Below are 21,618 nucleotides of genomic sequence, written 5' to 3' on the forward strand. Positions count from 1 at the left end.
CCGTTCGGCCCCATGATCGCATGGATCTCGCCCGGGTTCAGGGTGAGGCTGATCCCCTTGAGGATCGCCTTGCCGTCGACGGTGGCGTGGAGGTTATCGATCTTGAGCATTAGTCTTCGTCTGGCTCAACTATGCCAAGCTCTGCGAGCCCTTGACGGTACTCTGGTATCTGCATGAACGTCGTATGCACGTCAGCTGCAGCCACCCCCTCGTTGATCACGAGATGGATGAACTGACGATAAAGCATGCTCAACTTTGTCGAGGGGTCCGCTTCAACGAAGTCGCCATTGCATGCGCCCCAAGAACTAATGTACCGATCATCGTCTTCCCCCGGAATTTTGACGAGCGCCACCGGAGGCAAGGTGGAATCTTCAGTTGGATTCCAGATGATCTGCGTTTCCGCCAATGGATAGTCAGCCATTAAACTCGTTCCTTTCAGCGTCGATCATCCCACGCTCCCCTCAAGGCTGATCCCCAGCAGCTTTTGCGCCTCGACCGCGAACTCCATCGGCAGTTGCTGCAGCACCTCGCGGGCGAAGCCGTTGACGATCAGGGCCACCGCATCCTCCGCGTTGAGACCGCGCGACATCGCGTAGAAGAGCTGGTCGTCGCTGATCTTGGACGTGGTCGCCTCATGCTCGATCTGGGCGGTGGGGTTCTTGACCTCGATATAGGGGACGGTGTGGGCGCCGCATTTGTCGCCGAGCAGCAGGCTGTCGCACTGGGTGAAGTTGCGGACATTCTCCGCGCCGCTTTGCACCCGCACCAGCCCGCGATAGGTGTTGTTCGAGCGGCCCGCCGAAATGCCCTTCGAGACGATCGTCGAGCGGCTGTTGCTACCGATATGGATCATCTTGGTGCCGGTATCAGCCTGCTGGCGGTTGTTGGTCAGCGCGACCGAATAGAATTCGCCGACGCTGTTCTCGCCCTTCAAAATGCAGGACGGATATTTCCAGGTGATCGCCGAGCCGGTCTCGACCTGGGTCCACGACACTTTCGACCGCGCGCCGGCGCACATCGCCCGCTTGGTGACGAAATTGTAGATGCCGCCCTTGCCCTCGGCGTCGCCCGGATACCAGTTCTGCACGGTCGAATATTTGATCTCCGCATCGTCCAGCGCGACCAGCTCGACCACCGCCGCGTGGAGCTGGTTCTCGTCGCGCATCGGCGCGGTGCAGCCTTCGAGATAGGAGACGTAGCTGCCCTTGTCGGCGACGATCAAAGTCCGCTCGAACTGGCCGGTATTCTCGGCATTGATGCGGAAATAGGTGCTGAGTTCCATCGGGCAGCGCACGCCCTCCGGAATGTAGACGAAGGTGCCGTCGGAGAAGACCGCGCTGTTGAGGCAGGCATAATAATTGTCGCGCTGCGGTACTACGGAGCCCAGATATTTGCGGACCAGATCGGGATAGTCGCGGATCGCCTCGCTGATCGAGCGGAAGATGACCCCGGCCGCCTCCAGCTCCTTGCGGAAGGTGGTGGCGACGCTGACGCTGTCGAACACCGCGTCGACCGCCACCTTGCGCGCGCCCTCGACCCCGGCGAGCACCTTCTGCTCCTCGATCGGGATGCCGAGCTTTTCGTAGACGCGCAGGATCTCGGGATCGACCTCGTCGAGGCTTCCCAGCTTCTCCCGAGGCTTGGGCTCCGCATAATAATAAGCATCCTGGAAATCGATCGGCGGAATATCGAGCTTGGCCCACTCGACCTCCTCCATCGTCAGCCAGGCGCGATAGGCCTTGAGCCGCCATTCGAGCATCCACTCCGGCTCCTGCTTCTTCGCGGAGATGACGCGGACGGTGTCCTCGTTGAGCCCCTTCGGCGCGAAATCCTGCTCGATCTCGCTCGACCAGCCGAACTCGTAGGTCGAGGCGCGATCGACCGCCTCCTGCGCTTCGCGGTTCTTGATGTCGGTCATGCGCGCACCTGCGCGAGTGAAGACAGGCTCACCCCCGCCAACGCCCCGCGGACGGCGCCGTTCACCACGCTCATGTGCGGGCGGACCTGGCAGCAGCTTTCCAGCACGCATTCGTGGCGATCATGGTCCACGCAGCTCGTCATCTGGATCGGCCCCTCGACCGCCTCGACGATGTCGGCGAGGCTGATCGCCGCCGGCGGCCGCGCGAGGCGGACGCCGCCGCCCGTGCCCCGGCTCGATTCGAGCAGGCCCGCGGTGGAGAGCCGGCTGACCAGCTTCTGCGCGGTGGGCAGCGGAATCCCGGTCTCGGCCGAGAGCGTCGTCGCATTCACCTTCGCTTGCCCGCAATGGCGCGCGGCGGCCGACATCATCACGACGGCATAATCGGCAAGGCTGGAAAGTCTCATTTTCCTCGGCGCATATTGCGAATGATTCTCAAATCGGACTGATTCATTCCGATTAGGCATGTGGTCCCATCGATGGGCGAAATCAACCGTCATCGCGAGGCGCAACGCGCCGTGGCGATCCAGCGTGGGACTGGATTGCTTCGCTGCGCTCGCAATGACAGGGAAGGACGATGGCGCTCTACCCGCTCTTTCGGCCCCTCGCCTTCGCGCTCGACGCTGAGCGGGCGCACCGGTTGACGATCCGGGCGCTGAAGCTGTTGCCGCCCGGCGTGCCGGCGCGGCCGGACCCAATGCTGGCCGTAGTCGTCGCGGGAATCGATTTCCCCAATCCAGTCGGGCTCGCCGCGGGCTTCGACAAGGACGCCGAGGTTTACCGCCAGATGCTCGGCTTCGGCTTCGGCTTCGTCGAGGTGGGGACGCTGACGCCCCTGTCCCAGCCGGGCAATCCGAAGCCGCGCCTGTTCCGGCTCGCCGAGGACCGGGCGGCGATCAATCGCCTGGGCTTCAACAATCGCGGCCAGGCAGCGGCGCTGACAGGGCTCGGGCACCGCGACCGCTGCGCCGGGATCGTCGGCGTCAATCTCGGCGCCAACAAGGACAGCGCCGACCGGATCATCGACTATGTCGCGGGGGTGGCGGCGATGAGGGGCGTGGCCGATTATCTCACGATCAACATCTCCTCGCCCAACACGCCGGGGCTGCGCGAGTTGCAGGACCAAGGGGCGCTCGGCGCGCTGCTCGACGCGGTGATCGAGACGCGCGGCGCCGGGCCGCCGGTGTTCCTGAAAGTGGCGCCGGACCTCGACGCCGACCAGATCGACGGCATCGCCAAAGCCGCGATCGACCGACGGCTTGACGGCCTGATCGTCGGCAACACGACGATCAGCCGGCCGATGCTCGTGTCGAAACACCGGAGCGAGGCGGGCGGCCTCTCCGGCGCGCCGCTCAAGCCGCTGGCGCTCCAGCGGCTCACGGATTTCCGCGCCGCGACCGGCGGCGCGCTGCCGCTGATCGCCGCGGGCGGGATCGAGAACGGCGTCGACGCCTTCGACCGCATCCGCGCCGGGGCGAGCCTGATCCAGCTCTACACGGCGCTCGTCTATCAGGGTCCCGGCCTCGCCGAGGAGATCAGCGGCGAACTCAAGCGACTGCTCAAGCTGAACAGCTTCGGCTCGATCGCCGAGGCGATCGGAACGGGCTAGCGCGGGCTTTCGATCAGCACCACGCCTTCGCGGCGGGGATCGGCGCCGCCGTCGAGCCGCCCTTGGCGGAGGATTACACCGTGCAGCCCTGAATCCTCGCCCTGGCCGGGCCGAAGTTGCACGCCCCGCGCGGCGAGCGCCTCCACCACGCCCGGCGGGAAGCGATCGACCTCGGCGCCGAAGCCGCTGCCGCGCGCGATCAGATTGGGGAGCGCGATCGCCTCCGGCATCGGCAACCCCCAGTCGATGACGCCGACCAGCGCCTTGCCGACATAGGCCAGGATCGCATTGCCGCCCGGCGAGCCGATCGCGCCGACGAAGCGCCCTTCACGATCGAGGATGATCGCGGGCGTCATCGACGAGCGCGGGCGCTTGCCCGGAGCCACGGCGTTCGCCGCCGGCCGGCCCTGCGCATCGCGCGGCACGAAGGAGAAGTCGGTCATCTCGTTGTTGAGGAAGAAGCCGTCGACCATCCGGCCCGAGCCGAAGATCGATTCGACGGTGGCGGTCATCGAGACGACATTGCCTTGCGCGTCGCCGACGATGAAATGGGTGGTGCCGGCGGGCTCGCGGGTCGAGTCCCGCGCCGCGGCAGGCGCGCCCGGCGGCGTGCCGGGAAGCGGCGGCGGGCCCGCCTGCGAGCCGATCAGCGCCGCCCGCGCGGCGACATAAGCGGGATCGAGCAGCCCCTCGACCGGGACGGAGACGAAGGCCGGATCGCCGACATATAGGTCGCGATCGGCGTACATCAGCCGGCTCGCCTCGGCGAAGAGGAACCAGGCCTGGGGATCGGCGGGACCGCGCGCGGCGATGTCGGTCCGCTCCAGCATCGCCATCAGCTGGAGCACGGCGACCCCGCTCGACGGCGGCGGCGGCACGCAGATCACATGGACTCGATAGGGCCGGCAGAGCGGCTCGCGCACGATCGGTTGGTAGTTCTCCAGATCGGCCAGCGTCATCGCCCCGGGTAGCGGGCCGGCGCTGGTGCGCGCGACGATCCGCTCCGCGGTCGCGCCGCGATAGAGCGCGTCGGGCCCTTCGGCCGCGAGGCGCCGGAGGAAATCGGCATAGGCCGGATTGCGGAGGCGGTCGCCGACGTCGACCGGCGTGCCGTCGCTTTCCGCGAAATAGGCGCGCACGTCCGACGTCGCCGCCTGCGGAAAAGTGCCGTTGGTGAAACGGGCGAGCCGTGGGCTCACGACGAAGCCGCCGCGCGCGGTCCGCTCGGCCTCGCCGAACAGGCCGTTCCACGGCAGCCGGCCATGATCGCGATGGGCGAGCGCAAGCATCCGCACCACGCCGGGCACGCCGGTGGCGCGGCCGCTCACCACCGCGTCGCGAAACGAGAGGGCCTCGCCACCGTCATCGAGGAACATGTCGGGCGTCGCGCCGGCGGGCGCCGTCTCGCGGCCGTCATAGACGGTGATCCGGCGCGTGCCCGCGTCGTAGTAAGTCATGAAGGCGCCGCCGCCGAGCCCGGAGCTTTGCGGCTCGACCAGGCTCAGCATCGCCTCGACCGCGATCGCCGCGTCGACCGCGCTGCCGCCGCGCCTCAGCACGTTCATCCCCGCCTCGGCCGCGAGCGGATTGGCGGCGATGACGTAGATTTGCCGGTCCGGCCGGGCGGAGGTTTCCTGCGCGGCGGTCGCGCAGCCGGAAAGCAGGAAGATGAGGGCGAGCGCGCGGAGGAGAAACTGCATTCCCGCCCGCTAGCCAAGCGGCGCGGGGCCGTCCACCGCTGATCGGGCTTGGCGTCGGGCGGACAAGCGCATTAGGAAGGCATCCGACGCGGCAAACGCGCGGCACCGGGAGGGACGATGCGTCAGCTGGAACACTTTCCGAATCTCGTGACGATGTTCTTCGCCCGCGCGCGCGGGCGGCGCGAAAGCCCCTTCCTCTGGGCCAAGACCGACGGCGAATGGCGCTCGCAAAGCTGGGGCAAGGTCGCCGAACAGGTCGCCAATCTCGCCTCGGCGCTGACCCGGCTCGGCCTCAACCCCGGCGACCGGGTCATGCTGGTTTCCGAGAATCGCCCCGAATGGCTGATCTCCGACCTCGCGATCATGGCGGCGGGCTGCGTCACCGTGCCGACCTACACGACCAACACCGAGCGCGACCATCAGCACATCATCGACGACAGCGGCGCCCGCGCCGTGATCGTCTCGAGCCAGAAGCTGGCGAAGAACCTGCTCCCCGCCGCGATCCGCAGCTCGGCCTGCGAGCATGTCCTGATGATCGAGCCGGCGAGCGGCATCGGCCAGACGGCCAACGTCCACTTCCACGACTGGGGGGCGCTGATCGCGGCCGAGATGACCGACGTCGAGGCCTGCGCCGCCGGGGCGAGCTTCGGCCGCGACGACCTCGCCTGCATCATCTACACGTCGGGCACTGGCGGCGCGCCGCGCGGCGTGATGCAGCATCACGGCGCCTTGCTCTGCAATATCGAGGGCTGCGCCGCCCTGATCGCCGAGGATTTCGGCTGGGGCGACGAGGTCTTTCTCTCCTTCCTGCCCGCCAGCCACGCCTACGAGCATACCGGCGGCCAGCATTTCCCGATCGGGCTCGGCGGCCAGATCTATTATTCCGAAGGGCTGGAGAAGCTCGCCTCCAACATCGAGGAGGTTCGGCCGACGATCATGGTCGTCGTCCCGCGGCTGTTCGAGGTGCTCCGCCAGCGCATCCTCAACCAGGTCGAAAAGCAGGGGAAGCTGACCAATTACCTGATGGGCCGGGCGCTCTCGATCGGCGCCAAGGACTATGCCGGCGCGGTGCCCGTCTGGGACAAGCCGATGGACTTCTTCCTCGGCCGAACGCTGCGCCCGAAGATCAGCAAGCGCTTCGGCGGCCGGATCAAGGCGATGGTCTCGGGCGGCGCGCCGCTCAATCCCGAGGTCGGGATCTTCTTCCACTCGCTGGGCCTGACCCTCCTCCAGGGCTACGGCCAGACCGAGGCGGCGCCGGTCATCTCGTGCAACCGCCCCAAAGTCGGGCTCAAGATGGACACGGTCGGCCCGCCGCTCGACGGCGTCGAGGTCAGGATCGCCGAGGACGGCGAGATCCTGGTCCGGGGTGAGCTCGTCATGCACGGCTATTGGCGCAACGAGGCCGAGACCGCGCGGGTGCTGAAGGACGGGTGGCTCCATACCGGCGACGTCGGCCATCTCGACGAGGCCGGGCGGATCGTTATCACCGACCGCAAGAAGGATCTAATCGTCAACGACAAGGGCGACAATGTCGCGCCGCAGAAGGTCGAAGGGATGCTCACCCTCCAGCGCGAGATCGTCCAGGCGATGGTCGCTGGCGACAAGCGCCCCTATCTGGTCGGCCTGATCGTGCCCGATCCCGAATGGACCGCCGAATGGTGCGCCGCCCAGCACCGCAAGTGCCAGTTCCACGACCTCGCCCACGATCCCGATTATGTGAAGGCGCTCGGCGCCGCGGTCGACCGGGTCAACGCCGAATTGAGCGTGATAGAGAAGGTCCGCCGCTTCATCGTCGCCGACGAGCCCTTCACCGTCGAGAACGAGCAGCTCACCCCCTCGATCAAGATTCGCCGCCACGTCATCAAGGGGATTTACGGCGAGCGGCTGGACGCACTGTATAAGAGGTGACGAGCCCGTCATCCCAGCGAAAGCTGGGATCTCACTTTCCTTCCTGGACTTCCCAAGAAGAGAGATTCCAGCTTTCGCTGGAATGACGGCGAAAGGCTAGAACGCGTCCTTGGCGGCGCGGCGTTTCGCCAGTTCCTCCACGGAAGACGCCCGCATGAAGGGATTAGTCGCGCGCTCCAGCGCGATCGTCGTCGGCAGCGTCGGCTCGCCCCGCTCGCGCTGCGCCTCGACCTCGGCCATGCGCGCGACCAGCTCCGCATTGTCCGGCTCGACGGTCAGCGCGAAGCGGCCGTTGGCGAGCGTATATTCGTGGCCGCAATAGACGCGCGTCTCAAGCGGTAGCGCCGCCAGCCGCTGCATCGCGTTGTACATCTGCCGCGCGTCGCCTTCGAACAGGCGCCCGCAGCCCATCGCGAACAAGGTGTCGCCGGTGAAGGCGACGCCCGCCGCCGGCAAATGAAAGGCGACATGTCCCGCAGTGTGCGCGGGAATATCGATCAGCTCGGCCTCGAACTCGCCGATCCGCGCCCGGTCGCCGCCGGCGACGATCCGGTCCAGCTTCGAAACCTTCTCCGCCTCGGCCGGCCCTGTGATTGTGCAACTCGTCGCGGCGCGGATCGCGTCGTTGCCGCCGGTATGGTCGGGATGCCAGTGGGTGTTCCAGACTTGGCTGATCGTCCAGCCCCGCCGCCCGGCCTCGTCCAGCACCGGATCGGCGACCGAGGGATCGACCGCCACCGTCTCGCCCGAGGCGGAATCGTGCATCAGCCAGACATAATTGTCCTGGAGGACCGGGACGGGGACGACCTCCAGCATCACCAATGCCCCACGTTCGGCATCGACGCCCAAGGCTCGGCGGCCGGCAAATGCCCGCCCTTCTGCAGCAGCTCGATCGAGATATTGTCCGGGGTGCGGACAAAAGCCATCCGGCCCTCGCGGGGCGGGCGGTTGATCGTGTAGCCGGCGTCCATCAGCCGCCGGCAGGTCTCGTAAACGTCGTCAACCTGATAGGCGACATGGCCGAAATTGCGGCCCTCGCCATAGCCGGCCTCATCCCAATTGTGGGTCAGCTCGATCTGCGCCTCGTCGTCGCCCGGCGCGGCGAGGAAGATCAGGGTGTAGCGGCCCTGTTCATTGTCCATCCGCCGCACCTCCTTCAGCCCCAGCGCCTCGAAAAAGCGCAGCGTGGCCTCTGGGTCGGAAACCCGAATCATCGTGTGTAAATATTTCATCGCGCTCGTCTCAACTCGTCGATATAAATGCACGGTTCATCGACGCCGTGCGATTCGTGAACCGACGCCGGCAAACGGGCCTGCGTCGCAAGGGGTGAGGAGCTTCTATCATGTCCGAGGGCTCGGTGGGCAATCGCAATGTCTATCTCATCGCGGCGTTGATCCTCGCGATCGGTATCGTCGTCGGCGGCTATCTGCTCGGTGACGGCATGCGCCGGGCGCGAATGGCCGACCGCGCGGTCACGGTCCGCGGCCTCGCCGAACGCGACGTCACCGCCGATCTCGCCACCTGGACCTTGAGCTTCACCGCACAGGGCAGCCAGCTCGCCGCGGTCCAGGCCGAAAGCGACCGCGACGCCGCCGCCGTCCAGCAATTCTTCCGCGCCGCGGGCTTCCCGAACGAGGCGGTGAGCGACGCGGGCGGCTCGGTCAGCCAATATTATGACAGCAACCGCGGCGAGAACAACGTCACCGTCAACCGCCGCATCCAGCTTCGCACCACCGACGTGATGCGCGCCCGCGCCGCTTATGCCCGCCAGTTCAACCTGATCCGGGCCGGCGTCGCGATCCAGGAAGGGTCGGGCATGCAGTACGTCTTCACCCGCCTCAACGACATCAAGCCGGAGATGATCGCCCAGGCGACCCGCGACGCGCGATCGGGCGCCGAGCGCTTCGCCCAGGATTCGGGCACCGCGGTCGGCGGCATCCGCTCGGCCACCCAGGGTTATTTCTCGATCGGCGCGCGCGACGGCGATGTCGGCGAGGAAGGCTCGGGCGACCGCGGCTCGCCCTTCCAGAAGGTGCGCGTCGTGACGACGATCGAATTCTATCTCGATTGACGCGGCGGCTCGGGCTGCTGCGCGGGCGTCGGCTGGGGCGGGGACGCTCCGGCCGGCGCATCCACCTCGACCTCGCGCAAGGTGGCGAGGCTCGCCTGCGCCGCCCGGCCGGCTTCCGTATTCGGCGCACCTTCCGCGACTCGTCGGTAGAGCCGTTCCGCCTCGGCCATGTCGCCGCGCTGGCCGGCGATCGTCCCCGCGAGCAAGGTGACGTCGGGATTGTCCGCGGCGAGCTCGAGCGCGCGCCGGATGTCGGTCTGGGCGCGGTCGAGATCGTTCTCGCGCCGGGCGAGCGCGGCGGACAGATACCAGGCTATGGGGTCGGACGCGACGAGCTGGAGCGCGCGGTCGATGTCCTGCCTGGCGGTGGGCAGATTGCCGAGCGCGACCATCGCCCGGGCGCGGTCGAGATGGACCTCGCCTCGCAGCGGATCAGTGAGGTTGGGGGTCGCCAGCGCAGCGTCGAAGGCGAGCACGGCGCGGGTCGGCTCGTCGCCGGCGAGCCAGGCATTGCCGGCCTGCACCCAGAAATCGGCGCGGCGCGGATCGTTCGCGGCCTGAGCATCGCGGGCGGCCTGCTCGTAGGCGCTCGCCGCCGGCTCCCAGCGTTCGAGCGCGACATAAGCGAGGCCGAGGCACTGGCGGGCGTAGCTACCGCCGCCCTCGACCCGCCATGCGCTCGCCATCTCGATCGCGCGCTCGGGCGTGGCGCGGATCAGATCGAGGCAGGCGCGGTAGCGGTCGGCGATTTCGGGTGGAACCTCAGGCTCGGCCGCTTGCGCGGGCGCTGGCGTCGCCTGGCGCTCGGGCGTCGGGCTGCGGCGGGGATCGGGCGGGATCAGCGGCGGGGCGGGACTGGTCTGAACGGCGGCGAGGGCCAGCAGGATCGGGATCACAATCGCTCCATCAAAGCGGCGACGGTGCCGGTCAGCAAGGCGAGATCGGACTCGCGCGACAGGCGGTGGTCGCCGTCCTTGACCAGCAGCGTCTGCACGTCCGCTGAACGAAGCTGGCGCGCGATTTCGAGCGACCAGGTCCAGGGCACGTCCTCGTCCTGCTGGCCGTGAAGCAGCCGCACCGGACAGTCGATCGCGATCGGCGCGTGCATCAGCCGCAGCGCCTCGCCGCTCTCCCAGAAGGCGCGCGTCGTGACATAAGGCGCCTCGCCATAGGGACTGTCTTCGACCAGCCGCCCCTCGCCGAGGATCGTCATCTTCTGCTCCTCGCTGAAGCCCCAGGAGGTGAAATCGGGCGCGGCGGCGATGCCGACCAGCGCCTTGATCTGCTCTGGCCGGAGGAGCGCGGCGAGCAGCATCAGCCAGCCGCCCATCGACGAGCCGACCAGCACTGCTGGCCCCTCGACCACCTCGTCGACCATCGCCAGCACGTCGTCGCGCCAGCGGGCGAGCGTCTGCTCTTCGAACGCGCCGTTGCTCAGCCCGCAGCCGGCATAGTCGAAGCGCAGCATCGCCCGCCCCTCGCGCGCCGCCCACGTGTCGAGAGCGCCCGCCTTGCCGCCTTCCATGTCCGACATGTAGCCTGGCAGGAAGACGAGCGTGGGCCCCCGCCCCGCGCGGTGGCGAAAAGCGAGGTGGCAGCCGCCGGCTTCCAGATAGTCGATCCGGTCCATCGGCCAGCGCTTAGCAAAGCCGCCGGGGCGGCGACAGGCGCTCAGCGGCTGCCTGGCGCCACCGCTTCGGAGGCGCCGCCGGCGAGCAAGGTCCGGTTGCGCTCGGCCACCCGGTCGAGAAAGGCCCGCGGCCGCCGCATCAGGCCGCTGGGATCGGCTTCGAGGCCCAGCGTCCGGGCGATCTCGGCGACGAAGGACACGCAGTTGCGGCGATCGAGCCGGTAGGACGGCTGCGGCAGCGCGCGCCACTGTTCGACCACGCCCATCACGGCGCGATACTGATCGTCGGTCAGCGCCATAGAGAAATGCAAATTGCTGCCCTCGATATAGGCGCGCCCCTCGCTGATCACCTCGCCCTGGACCGGGCCGAAGAGGATGGACGGCCCGATCAGATGCCGCACGGTGAAGCCGTAATTGGCCTCGATCAGCTCGCCGGTCGCATCGAGCGTGCCCTCGAGGACGACAAAGGCGTGCGGGAAGGTCGCGCCGAAATCCTTCGAGTGAAAGCGAATCTCGACGGCCGCCGCGGCGGGCCATGCGAAGATGAGCAGGACGAGCGCCACGATGGGCGCGAGGCGCGCTTTTGATGGACGCCATGCGATCCGATTCGCGGCAAGGCTCATGTCGGTCGCTGCGGCCGACGAGCCGGGATCCCGATCAGACCGGGTCCCGGCCTCATCGTGCCCCCCTAGTTGCTGGTGCTGCTCGACGATTCGTCGTCGCCGTCGAAGCAATCCGCAGCGACGCAGATGAGAATGCCGCCAACGACGATAGCGCCGATGATCAACAAACTCTTCTTGCCGCCGCCGACCAGGTTCATCCGGCGATCCCGGTCGAGATTGGCGAGATCGAAGCTCGCGACGCGGGCGTGGCGAAGCCGCGTGCCTGTGAAGCGAAAGTCGGCGACATTCATCGCCCGGGTCATCTCCCGCCCGTCCATCGCCGGGGTGGCGAACGACTGGCCGTAGCTCAGGGTGAGCCCGTAGGAGGGCCGGGCTCTGGCGCGGTCGACTCCGAGCGGAACCCGAAGGTTCACGGTGGCGGTCGCTCCGCGCGGCGCGTCGGAGCCGGCGAAGCGATAGTCCTGCGCAGCCACAGGCGCGGACATCAAGCAAAGGGCGGCCGAAACGGTCGCGGAAAGTACTTTCCTTACCATTGATTCCCCCTTTCCTCAGGCCGGGCCGAAGATCCGGTCGCGGCAGCGCCTTCCTACCACGTTCGTGACGGCCGCGAAACGCGGGGGCCTGAGAAGCGGCCGGTTTCCTTGACAGGGGGTTGGCCCTATCTCATTCGGCGCTGCCACACAGGAACACGGACCGAAGATGACCAAGCCGATCAAGATCTCGCTTCCCGACGGATCCGTCCGCGAGGTCGAGCCCGGCACGACTCCGGCAGACGTGGCGGCGGCGATCGGGCCGGGGCTGGCGAAGGCCGCGCTCGCCGCGCGGGTTAATGGCGAGGTGCGCGATCTTCACCGGCCATTCGAGGAGGATGCGGAGCTCGCGCTGATCACCGCCCGTGACGAGGCCGACGCCCTCGAACTCGCCCGCCACGATTTTGCGCACGTCCTCGCCGAGGCAGTGCAGAATCTGTTCCCCGGCACTCAGATCACCTTCGGCCCGGCGACCGACGACGGCTTCTATTACGATTTCGCACCCGCGCCGGAGCGCGGCCCGTTCACCGAGGAGGATCTCCCCGTCATCGAGGAGGAGATGCGCCGCCTCATCCGCGCCGATACGCCGCTCGTCCGCGAAGTCTGGACGCGCGACGCGGTGCGCGACTTCTTCGAGAAGCAGGGCGAGAGCTTCAAGGCCGAGTGGGTGATGGAACTGCCCGCCGACGAGACGATCTCCATGTATCGCACGGGCGAGTGGGTCGATCTTTGCCGCGGCCCCCACCTCGCCTCGACCGGCAAGCTCGATCCCGAAGCCTTCAAGCTGACCCGCGTCTCCGGCGCCTATTGGCGCGGCGACCAGAACAATCCCCAGCTCAGCCGCATCTATGGCACCGGCTGGCTCAACCGGAAGCAGCTCGACGCGCATCTCGTCCGGCTCGAAGAGGCGGCGAAGCGCGACCACCGCAAGATCGGCCAGGAGATGGACCTCTTCCACCTCCAGGCCGAAGCGCACGGCTCGGTTTTCTGGCATCCCAAAGGCTACATCATCTGGCGCGCGCTCGAAGCCTATCTGCGCCGCCGCCTCGACGCCGCCGGCTATGAGGAAGTGAAGACCCCTCAGATCATGGACGCGCGCCAGTGGGAGCAGTCCGGCCATTGGGGCAAGTATCGCGAGAACATGTTCGTCGTGCCCGACGAGATTCCCGGCACGGACGAGGATGCGCCGGTGCTCAGCGGCACCGGCGACCTGATGGCACTGAAGCCGATGAACTGCCCCGCGCACGTCCTCATCTTCCGCCAGGGCATCAAATCCTATCGCGACCTGCCGCTCAGGCTCGCCGAGTTCGGCTGCTGCCACAGGAACGAGCCGCACGGCGCGCTGCACGGCATCCTGCGCGTCCGCCAGTTCACTCAGGACGATGCCCACATCTTCTGCCGCGAGGATCAGATCATCGAGGAGACAAGGCTCTTCTGCGACCTGCTCGACAGCGTCTATCGAGATCTCGGCTTCGCCGATTATGCGATCAAGCTCGCGCTCCGGCCCGACCAGCGCTTCGGCAGCGACGAGATGTGGGACAAGGCCGAAAGCGACCTGCGCGAGGCGGTGAAGCTGACTGGCCGCGCGACCGCGGATTATGGCTGGGAGGAGCTTCCCGGCGAGGGCGCCTTTTATTCGCCCAAGCTCGAATTCCACCTGACCGACGCGATCGGCCGGACCTGGCAATGCGGCACGCTGCAGCTCGATTATGTCCTCCCCGAGCGGCTCGACGCCTCCTATGTCGGCGAGGATGGCGAGCGGCATCGCCCGGTCATGTTCCACCGCGCCATCCTCGGCACGTTCGAGCGCTTCATCGGCATTCTGATCGAGCATCATGCCGGCCGCTTCCCGCTCTGGCTGGCGCCGGTTCAGGCGGTGGTGGCGACGATCGTCTCCGACGCCGACGATTATGCCCGCGAGGTGGTCGCGGCGCTGACCGCGGCGGGGCTGCGCGCCGAGGCGGACCTGCGCAACGAGAAGATCAACTACAAGGTGCGCGAGCACAGCCTCGCCCACGTCCCCTACCTGCTCGTCGTCGGCAAGCGCGAGGCGGAGGAGCGCACGATCGCGCTCCGCCCGCTCGGCGCCGATGCGCGCCAGGAGGTGGTGAGCTTCGGCTCGGTGGTTGAGCGGCTGAGGGACGAGGCTCTGTCGCCCGATTTACGCGGTTGATGCTCCTCCGATCCGCGCGGCGTCTTTCAATCCGCCGCGTCATCCACTAGGTGAGTACACCCTAACCCTCAGGAGAGACCAACATACGTTCCCCTCAGATTCGGCGCCCCAACGCCCCGCCGCTTAGCGGCCCCCGCTTCAATGAATTCATCTCCGTGCCGAAAGTGCGCGTGATCGATGAGAATGGCGAGAATATCGGCGTCATGCTGACCGCCGAAGCGATCGAGCAGGCGGCCGAAGTCGGCCTCGACCTCGTCGAGGTCTCTCCCAATGCCGACCCGCCAGTCTGCAAGTTCCTCGACGTCGGCAAGTTCAAATACGAGGCCCAGAAAAAGGCCAATCTCGCCCGCAAGACCCAAAAGACGCAGGAGATCAAAGAGATCAAAATGCGTCCGAACATCGACAATCACGATTATGACGTGAAGATGAAGAAGATCCATTCCTTCATCGGCGAGGGCGACAAGGTGAAGGTCACGTTGCGCTTCCGCGGCCGCGAGCTGGCCCACGGCCAGCTCGGCATGCAGCTGCTCGAGCGGGTCCAGGCCGATACCGCCGAGATCGCCAAGATCGAGCAGCATCCGCGCATGGAAGGCCGCCAGATGCTGATGGTGCTCGCCCCGCGCTAAGCATTTTCGCCGCGACGCCGCCGTTTCTCGCTTTTCAGGGCCGTCTCGCGGCCGACGCCGTCCGCCGCCCGCGCCAGCTTTCCGTAGCGGAACCTTTACGGACCCGTTTCAACTTGAAACGCTTCTGTTGCTGAATTGCAATAAGACCCCCGAAACCTACGGAAAAGTGCGGTTTCTCGGCTGGCACAAGGGTCACATTAGGGTTAGCTTCTCCACCAATAACAGATAAAATTTGGGAGGGGTTTGATGTCGAAGACCATTTGGCTTGTGTCCGCCGGGCTAACCGCCCTCGCCACGCCCGCTTATGCACAGGACGATCCGGCCGCGCCGCAGACCGCGGAGAACCAGGCCGCCGCGACCGAAAACGACGATCAGGAGATCGTCATCACCGCCCAAGGCCGGCGTCAGCTCCTTCAGGACGTGCCGCTCGCGGTGCAGGCAGTCGGGGGCGAGGCGCTGCAGAATTCGGGCGCCAACGACATCCGCCAGCTGAACCAGCTCGCCCCCTCGCTGCTCGTCTCCTCAACCGGCACCGAGGCGAATGGCTCGGCGCGTATCCGCGGCATCGGCACGGTCGGCGACAATCCGGGCCTCGAAAGCTCGGTCGCGGTGTTCATCGACGGCGTCTACCGCTCGCGCTCGGGCATCGGCCTCAATGAGCTCGGCGAGATCGAGCGGGTCGAGGTGCTGCGCGGCCCGCAAGGCACCTTGTTCGGCCGCAACGCCTCCGCCGGCCTTATCCACATTATCACCCGCCGGCCCGAATATGAGTTCGGCGGCACCGCCGAGCTGACCTACGGCAATTACGACTATATCCGGGGCGCCGCATCGATCACGGGGCCGATCAGCGAGCAGCTGGCCTTCCGCGTCGACGGTGTCTACGTCCAGCGCGACGGCTTCTATAATGTCGTGAACCCGACCGGTGGAACCGAGGACGAGGTCAACGATCGCGACCGCTTCTTCGTGCGCGGACAGCTGCTCTATGAGCCGAACGACAACCTCAGCTTCCGGCTGATCGCCGACTATACCAACCGCGAGGAATCCTGCTGCGGCGCGGTCTATCTCGACCGGGCGACCCAGCCGCTGATCGGCGATCTCAACAACCCCGCCGTGCCGCTCAGCGTGGGCGGGCTGCCGCCCGCGAATGGCAATAACATCATCAACGTGCTCAGGGATCTCGGCCAGCCGCTGGCGGGCTTCAGCAATCCCTACAGCCGCAATATCTATGTCAGCCCGGGCCGCTCCTATATCGGCGAGACCGAGGACATGGGCATCTCGCTCGAGGTCAACTGGGACCTGGGGGGTGCGTCGCTGACTTCGATCACCGCCTATCGCGACTATGAATCCGGGCAGCCTGGCGACATCGATTACGGCACGGTCGACATTCTATTCCGCGACGGCGACGGCGTCGTGCGTGGCTTCCAGACCTTCAGCCAGGAATTCCGGCTGCAGGGCAGCGCCTTCAACAACCGGCTGGACTGGCTGGTCGGCGCCTATTTCGCCGACGAGGATCTCACCGTCACCGACAATCTGCGCTTCGGCAACCAATATGGCCGCTTCGCGACCTGCCGCATCGTCAGCGGCGGCGGCCTTGCCGCACTCTATTCCCCGACGTCGCCGGGGTGTCTCGCGGCGCGGCCCGCCGTGTTCGGCGCCGCCTCGCCGGCCATCTACGCGGCGTTCGACCGGCTCGACGCGATCAACGATCGGGGCAGCACCCAGGACGTCTATTCGCAGAACAGCCGCAACTATGCTTTCTTTACCCACAATATCCTGCACATCACCGATCAGATCGATCTGACGATGGGCCTGCGCTACACCAATGAGCGCAAGCGCTTCAGCGCGACCTTCGGCAACGACAACACCGCCTGCCCGGCTCAGCAGGCCGCGCTCATCCCCTTCCTCGGCGTCCCCGCACTGGCGGCCGTGGCCGGCGGTCTGATCGGCCTTTCCTGCCAGGGCAATTCGACCTCCGAGCTCAACGGGGTGACGATCAACGACCGGCGCAGTGAGGACGAATGGACCGGGACGGGCATCCTCTCCTACCGGCCCAACAACGACATCCTGCTCTACGCCAGCTATTCGCGGGGCTACAAAGCAGGCGGCTTCAACCTCGACCGCTCGGCGCTCAAATCGCCGATCTTCCCCTTCGCGAACACCCCGGGCGGCGCGCAGGCGCTGGTCGGCAATCTCCAGTTCGATCCGGAGGTCAACACTGCCTTCGAGCTCGGCTTCAAATATCAGCGCGGCCCGATCACGCTCAACATCACCGCGTTCCGCCAGCAGTTCGAGAGCTTCCAGCTGAACACGTTCAACGGCACCGTCTTCATCGTCCAGACGGTCAACGGCTGCACGGCCGATCTCGGCGACACCGACCGCGATCTCAGCGCGACGACGGGCGCCTGCCCGCTCGACAACGTGACCTATGGCGTCCGTTCGCAGGGCGTCGAGGTCGAGGCGATCCTGCGGCCGCGGCGCGACCTCCTGGTCACCCTCGGCCTCACCGTGGCCAATACCAGATATCGCGACGACCTGATCGGCAACGATACCGGCGCGCCGCTCGATCCGGCGCTCAGGATCCTGCCCGGCAACCGGCTCTCCAACGCGCCGGGCACGGTGTTCACCGGCTCGCTGGCCTGGACGCCGCAAATCCGCGGCACCAACCTCAGTGCCCTGTTCTACGTCGATGGTCGCGTCACCGGCAATTACAACACCGGCTCCGACCTCTTCCCGCAGAAGGCGGAAGACAGCTACGCGGTGATCAATGCCCGTGTCGGCCTGCGCGGCCCGGACCAGCGCTGGTCGCTCGAATTCTGGGCGCAGAACCTGTTCGACACTGATTATGCGCAGGTCGCGTTCAACGCGCCCTTCCAGGCGGGCACCACCTCGCCGCCGTTCGTCGACCCGCAATTCCCGGGCGGCCGGCAGATCTTCTCGGCCTTCCTGGCCGAGCCGAGGACCTACGGCATCACCGGCCGCTTCCGCTTCTAAGCGGACTTCCAAGGGGCAGGAGGGCCTCGCCGGCGACGGCGGGGCCCTTCTTCTGCCCGGTCGAGGTCGCGGCGCTCAAGCCGCCTTGCGGTCGATCGCGGCGGCCGCGGCGGCGAGCAGGCGTTCGCGCAAGGCCTTCAATCGCGCCGGGCTTTCGATCCGCGCGCCCTTGAGATCGGTCAGGTAAAAGACGTCCACCGCGCGCTCGCCATAGGTGGCGATATGGGCGCTGCGGATCATCCCTTTGGACCGGAAGATCGCCTCGGCCAGTTCGGAAAGAAGCGCCGCCCGGTCCCGTGCATTGACCTCGACCACGGTATAGCGGCTCGACGTCCGGTTATCGACGAACACCGCCGGCTGGATCGGGAAAGCCTCGGCGCGCGGCAGCGGCAGCGCCCGTGCCGCCAGCCGTTCGCGCAACGGCTCCTGCCCCTCCAGCGCGCGCCGCACCGCCGCTTCGAGCCGCTCCAGTTGCCGCTGGTCCGACACGGGCTCGCCCGCCGCCTGCTGGATCAGGAAATTGTCGAGCGCCGTGCCGTCCTCGGTGGTGTGGATGCGCGCGTCGATGATGTTGCCGCCGGCGAGGCTGATCGCCGCGGCGACTCGATAGAACAGGCCCGGCTGGTCCGGCGCGAGGATCGTCACCAAGGTGGCCGAGCGCTCGTCGAGCGGCCGGATCTCGACCGCGCGCGCCTTCCCCGCCTTCGCCGCACCTTCGATGAAGCGGGCATTGCGGGCGAGCACTTCCGCGGTCTCGGCGAGCCAGTAGCTGTCGGGAAGACGCGCCGCGAGCGCCTCGAAGCGCGGCTCGGCCCAGCCCAGCCGGCCCGCGAGCTCCGCCTTGATCGCCGCCACGCGCTCCTTGCGGCCCTTCTGTTTGTGGCCGAGGCGGAGCATCTCCTCGGCCGCCTCGAACAGAGCGCGCAGCAGCTGCGCCTTCCAGCTGTTCCAGGTGCCCGGGCCTACGGCGCGGATGTCGACCACGGTGAGGATGAAGAGCAGGCGAAGGCGCTCCAGACTCTTCACCCGATCGACGAACTCCTGGACCGTCTCCGGGTCTGCGACGTCGCGCTTGAAGGCAGTCGCGGAGAGCAGAAGATGCCAGCGCACCAGCCATGCCACCGTCTCGGTCTCCGCCTCGGTCAGCCCCAGCCGCGGGCAGAGTGACCGCGCCACCTCGGCGCCGAGAATCGAATGGTCGCCGCCCCGGCCCTTGGCGATGTCGTGAAGCAGGACCGCGCAATAGAGCACCCGTCGCGAGGCGATCGATTTCACTAGCGCGCTCGAGAGGCGATGCTCGTCCTTTAGCTCCTGCCGCTCGATCCGCGCGAGCAGGCCGATCGCCCGGATCGAATGCTCGTCGACCGTATAATGGTGGTACATGTCGAACTGCATCTGCGCGACGACGCGGCCGAAATCGGGAATGAAGCGGCCGAACACGCCCGCCTCATTCATCCAGCGCAACACCGGCTCCGGATCGCGCGGGCTGGTCAGCACCGAGAGGAAGAGCGCGTTCGCCTCCGCGTCGTCGCGCACCGCATCGATCAGCTTGGCCTGCCGGGCGGCGGCGCGCATCGCCAGCGGGTGGATTTCGAGCTCGTGCCGGTCGGCGAGGGCGAACATCCGGATCAGGCGCACGGGGTCCTCAACGAAGAACTCTTCGCCCGAAACCGCGAGGCGCCCGCGGTCGAGCAGGAAGCCCTGCAGCTTGCCCGGGCGGCGGCGCAGCGCCGGCAAAAGGAAGCGCCGGCCACGTCCCGCGAACTTCTCATCGAGATGGGCGAGGAAGACGCCGGTCAGATCGCCGACCGTTTTCGCGTGCAAAAAATAGTGCCGCATGAAGCGCTCGACCGACGATTTGCCGGGCCGGTCGGCATAGTTCATCCGGCCTGAGATCTCGCGCTGGAAATCGAAGGTCAGCCGCTCCTCGGCGCGTCCGGCGGCGATGTGGAGATGGCAGCGCACCGCCCAGAGAAAGCGCTCGGCCCGCTGGAACCGGCGAAGCTCGGCCGCCGAGAGCAGTCCGACCTCGACCAGTTCTACGACCGAGTTCACCCGATAGGCATATTTGCCGATCCAGAAGAGGGCGTGGAGGTCGCGCAGGCCACCCTTGCCTTCCTTCACATTGGGTTCGACGACATAGCGGCTGTCGCCCATGCGCTTGTGGCGCGCGTCGCGCTCGTCGAGCTTTTCCTTGACGAAGGCCCGGGCATTCCCCGCGACCACCTTCTTCCAGAAGCGGGCGGTGACCTCGTCGTAAAGGACTTCATCGCCCCAGACGTAGCGCGATTCGAGGATCGCGGTGCGCACCGTATGGTCGTCTTGCGCGATCCGGATCAGCTCGCCGATGCTGCGCGCGCTGTGGCCGACCTTCAAGCCCAGGTCCCAAAGCAGATAGAGGATCGCCTCGACCACGGTCTCGGTCCAGGCGGCGGGCTTCCACGGCGTGACGAAGGCGAGGTCGACGTCGGAATAAGGCGCCATCTCGCCGCGCCCGTAGCCGCCGACGGCGAGCAGCAACAGCCGCTCCGAGGTGGTCGGATTGGCGAGGGGATGCATGATTTCAACGACATAATCGTGGGCCAGCCGAACGATCTGGTCGATCAGAAAGGCATAGGCCGAGGCCGCCTCCGTCCCGGCATAGGGCCATTCGGCGAAGCGGCGGGCGATCTCGCTTCGGCCGGCCTTGAGCGCCGCCTTGAGCTGCTTCGCCGCAGTCTCGCGATCGGCCGCCGCGAGCTGCTCGGCGAGCGCGCGGCGATCGACGATCGCGCGCCGGAGGGGAATCGAAGCGAAACGCGCGCTCACTTCTCCTCCGCTTCGATCCGCTTCAGCCGGTAGACCAGCTCCAGCGCCTCCCGGGGCGTCAGCGTGTCGGGCTCGATCCCGGCCAGCACGGCGCGGAGCGCGTCGGGCGCCGCCTCCTCTTTGGGCGACGCGGCGAAGAGCGGCAGATCGTCCAACCCGGCGGCGATGCCGCCGGTCGCGGCGCGGCCTTCCTCGAGCTTGGCGAGCACCGACTTGGCGCGTGCGAGCACTGGCAGCGGCAGCCCGGCGAGCTTGGCGACGGCGATGCCGTAGCTGCGGTCGGCGGGTCCGGTCGCGACCTCGTGGAGCAGGACGAGATCGCCCTTCCATTCGCGCGCGCGGACATGATGGAGCGACAAGGCGTCGAGCCGCTCCGCGAGCCGGGTGAGCTCGTGATAATGGGTGGCGAACAGGCAGCGGCAGCGGGCCGAATCGTGGATCGCCTCGACCACCGCCCAGGCGATGGCGAGCCCGTCATAGGTGGACGTGCCCCGCCCGACCTCGTCGAGAATGACGAAGCTGCGCGGCGTCGCCTGGGCAAGGATGGCGGCGGTCTCGACCATCTCGACCATGAAGGTCGAGCGGCCGCGGGCGAGATTGTCCGAGGCGCCGACCCGGCTGAACAGTCGGTCGACCAGGCCGAGCCGGGCCGCGGCAGCGGGGACGTGGCTGCCCGCCTGGGCGAGGATCGCGATCAGCGCGTTCTGGCGGAGGAAGGTCGACTTGCCGCCCATGTTCGGGCCGGTGACCAGCCACAGCCGGTTGTCCTCGGCGAGCGTGCAATCGTTGGCGACGAAGCGCGCGCCGCTGGTCCGAAGCGCGTCCTCGACGACCGGGTGGCGGCCGCCCTCGACCTCGAAGCTGGGGGAATCGTCGAAGCGTGGGCGGCACCAGCCGCCCTCCACCGCGCGCTCGGCGAGCGCGGCGGCGACGTCGAGCCGGGCGAGCGCGTCGGCGGTCGCGGCGATCGGCTCGGCGCGGTTCAGCGCCTCCTCGGTGAGCTCCTCCAGATGTGCGGCCTCGGCGGC

The 21,618-nt window shown here is 67.3% G+C and carries 18 protein-coding genes and 1 pseudogene; 6 read left to right on the plus strand and 13 right to left on the minus strand.

What is annotated here, in order from left to right:
- The 4 genes and pseudogenes from sufC to ACT4N8_RS03335 all read right to left on the minus strand — a co-directional run.
- Positions 1 to 110 (minus strand): annotated as a pseudogene (gene sufC, locus ACT4N8_RS03320) (Fe-S cluster assembly ATPase SufC); the annotation flags it as partial.
- Positions 110 to 421, minus strand: coding sequence for a hypothetical protein (locus ACT4N8_RS03325; RefSeq protein WP_444856718.1), 312 nt, complete (start codon positions 419 to 421; stop codon positions 110 to 112). The gene ACT4N8_RS03325 and the pseudogene sufC, both read right to left, overlap by 1 nt.
- 24 nt (positions 422 to 445) lie before the next feature.
- Positions 446 to 1,918: a Fe-S cluster assembly protein SufB gene (gene sufB, locus ACT4N8_RS03330; protein ID WP_444856719.1), complete on the minus strand. Its 1,473-nt coding sequence runs from the start codon at positions 1,916 to 1,918 to the stop codon at positions 446 to 448.
- The gene (locus ACT4N8_RS03335) at positions 1,915 to 2,325 is read right to left on the minus strand and encodes an RrF2 family transcriptional regulator (protein WP_444856720.1); all 411 of its coding nucleotides are present in this window, start codon (positions 2,323 to 2,325) and stop codon (positions 1,915 to 1,917) included. The genes sufB and ACT4N8_RS03335 overlap by 4 nt, the downstream gene beginning before the upstream one ends.
- Before the next feature lie 170 nt (positions 2,326 to 2,495).
- On the opposite strand from ACT4N8_RS03335, the gene ACT4N8_RS03340 reads away from it, so the two are divergent.
- Entirely contained in the window at positions 2,496 to 3,527 is a 1,032-nt protein-coding gene (locus ACT4N8_RS03340; RefSeq protein ID WP_444856721.1) for a quinone-dependent dihydroorotate dehydrogenase, read from the plus strand.
- Here ACT4N8_RS03340 and ggt read toward each other — a convergent pair.
- Positions 3,524 to 5,227, minus strand: a complete 1,704-nt coding sequence (gene ggt / locus ACT4N8_RS03345) for a gamma-glutamyltransferase (protein ID WP_444856722.1) — start codon at positions 5,225 to 5,227, stop codon at positions 3,524 to 3,526. The genes ACT4N8_RS03340 and ggt overlap by 4 nt on opposite strands.
- Positions 5,228 to 5,344: 117 nt before the next feature.
- Here ggt and ACT4N8_RS03350 point away from each other — a divergent pair, with 117 nt between their 5' ends.
- Positions 5,345 to 7,138: an AMP-dependent synthetase/ligase gene (locus ACT4N8_RS03350; RefSeq protein WP_444856723.1), complete on the plus strand. Its 1,794-nt coding sequence runs from the start codon at positions 5,345 to 5,347 to the stop codon at positions 7,136 to 7,138.
- A gap of 96 nt (positions 7,139 to 7,234) precedes the next feature.
- On the opposite strand, the gene gloB is transcribed toward ACT4N8_RS03350, so the two are convergent.
- Positions 7,235 to 7,954, minus strand: coding sequence for a hydroxyacylglutathione hydrolase (gene gloB, locus ACT4N8_RS03355; RefSeq protein WP_444856724.1), 720 nt, complete (start codon positions 7,952 to 7,954; stop codon positions 7,235 to 7,237).
- Complete coding sequence (locus ACT4N8_RS03360) at positions 7,954 to 8,370, minus strand: VOC family protein (RefSeq protein ID WP_444856725.1); 417 nt, start codon at positions 8,368 to 8,370, stop codon at positions 7,954 to 7,956. Before ACT4N8_RS03360 ends, gloB begins: the two co-directional genes overlap by 1 nt.
- A gap of 110 nt (positions 8,371 to 8,480) precedes the next feature.
- Here ACT4N8_RS03360 and ACT4N8_RS03365 point away from each other — a divergent pair, with 110 nt between their 5' ends.
- Positions 8,481 to 9,209 carry an SIMPL domain-containing protein gene (locus ACT4N8_RS03365; protein ID WP_444856726.1) on the plus strand — a complete coding sequence of 243 codons (729 nt, stop codon included), beginning with the start codon at positions 8,481 to 8,483 and terminating at the stop codon, positions 9,207 to 9,209.
- On the opposite strand, the gene ACT4N8_RS03370 is transcribed toward ACT4N8_RS03365, so the two are convergent.
- The 4 genes from ACT4N8_RS03370 to ACT4N8_RS03385 all read right to left on the minus strand — a co-directional run bounded on the left by ACT4N8_RS03370 (position 9,197) and on the right by ACT4N8_RS03385 (position 11,935).
- Complete coding sequence (locus tag ACT4N8_RS03370; RefSeq protein ID WP_444856727.1) at positions 9,197 to 10,105, minus strand: tetratricopeptide repeat protein; 909 nt, start codon at positions 10,103 to 10,105, stop codon at positions 9,197 to 9,199. The genes ACT4N8_RS03365 and ACT4N8_RS03370 overlap by 13 nt on opposite strands.
- Positions 10,102 to 10,839: an alpha/beta fold hydrolase gene (locus tag ACT4N8_RS03375; RefSeq protein ID WP_444856728.1), complete on the minus strand. Its 738-nt coding sequence runs from the start codon at positions 10,837 to 10,839 to the stop codon at positions 10,102 to 10,104. The genes ACT4N8_RS03370 and ACT4N8_RS03375 overlap by 4 nt, the downstream gene beginning before the upstream one ends.
- A gap of 41 nt (positions 10,840 to 10,880) precedes the next feature.
- The gene (locus ACT4N8_RS03380) at positions 10,881 to 11,402 is read right to left on the minus strand and encodes a hypothetical protein (RefSeq protein ID WP_444856729.1); all 522 of its coding nucleotides are present in this window, start codon (positions 11,400 to 11,402) and stop codon (positions 10,881 to 10,883) included.
- 125 nt (positions 11,403 to 11,527) lie between these two features.
- Positions 11,528 to 11,935 (minus strand): hypothetical protein, encoded by a 408-nt coding sequence (locus tag ACT4N8_RS03385; protein ID WP_444856730.1) that lies wholly within the window; start codon positions 11,933 to 11,935, stop codon positions 11,528 to 11,530.
- Positions 11,936 to 12,161: 226 nt separating this feature from the next.
- Between ACT4N8_RS03385 and thrS the strand changes: the two genes are divergently transcribed.
- From thrS to ACT4N8_RS03400, 3 genes are all read left to right on the plus strand, one after another.
- A complete protein-coding gene (thrS, locus tag ACT4N8_RS03390) occupies positions 12,162 to 14,165 on the plus strand; it encodes a threonine--tRNA ligase (protein WP_444856731.1) in 2,004 nt (667 codons plus the stop codon).
- A gap of 98 nt (positions 14,166 to 14,263) precedes the next feature.
- Positions 14,264 to 14,791 carry a translation initiation factor IF-3 gene (infC, locus tag ACT4N8_RS03395; protein ID WP_444856735.1) on the plus strand — a complete coding sequence of 176 codons (528 nt, stop codon included), beginning with the start codon at positions 14,264 to 14,266 and terminating at the stop codon, positions 14,789 to 14,791.
- Positions 14,792 to 15,037: 246 nt separating this feature from the next.
- On the plus strand, positions 15,038 to 17,782 hold the full coding sequence (locus ACT4N8_RS03400) for a TonB-dependent receptor (RefSeq protein ID WP_444856732.1): 2,745 nt from the start codon (positions 15,038 to 15,040) through the stop codon (positions 17,780 to 17,782).
- A gap of 75 nt (positions 17,783 to 17,857) precedes the next feature.
- On the opposite strand, the gene ACT4N8_RS03405 is transcribed toward ACT4N8_RS03400, so the two are convergent.
- A complete protein-coding gene (locus ACT4N8_RS03405) occupies positions 17,858 to 20,590 on the minus strand; it encodes a [protein-PII] uridylyltransferase (RefSeq protein WP_444856733.1) in 2,733 nt (910 codons plus the stop codon).
- The coding region (locus tag ACT4N8_RS03410; protein ID WP_444856734.1) for a MutS-related protein at positions 20,587 to 21,618 on the minus strand (1,032 nt) is incomplete at its 5' end. The genes ACT4N8_RS03405 and ACT4N8_RS03410, both read right to left, overlap by 4 nt.

This window comes from Sphingosinicella sp. (assembly GCF_052387495.1).
Lineage (GTDB): Bacteria > Pseudomonadota > Alphaproteobacteria > Sphingomonadales > Sphingomonadaceae > Allosphingosinicella.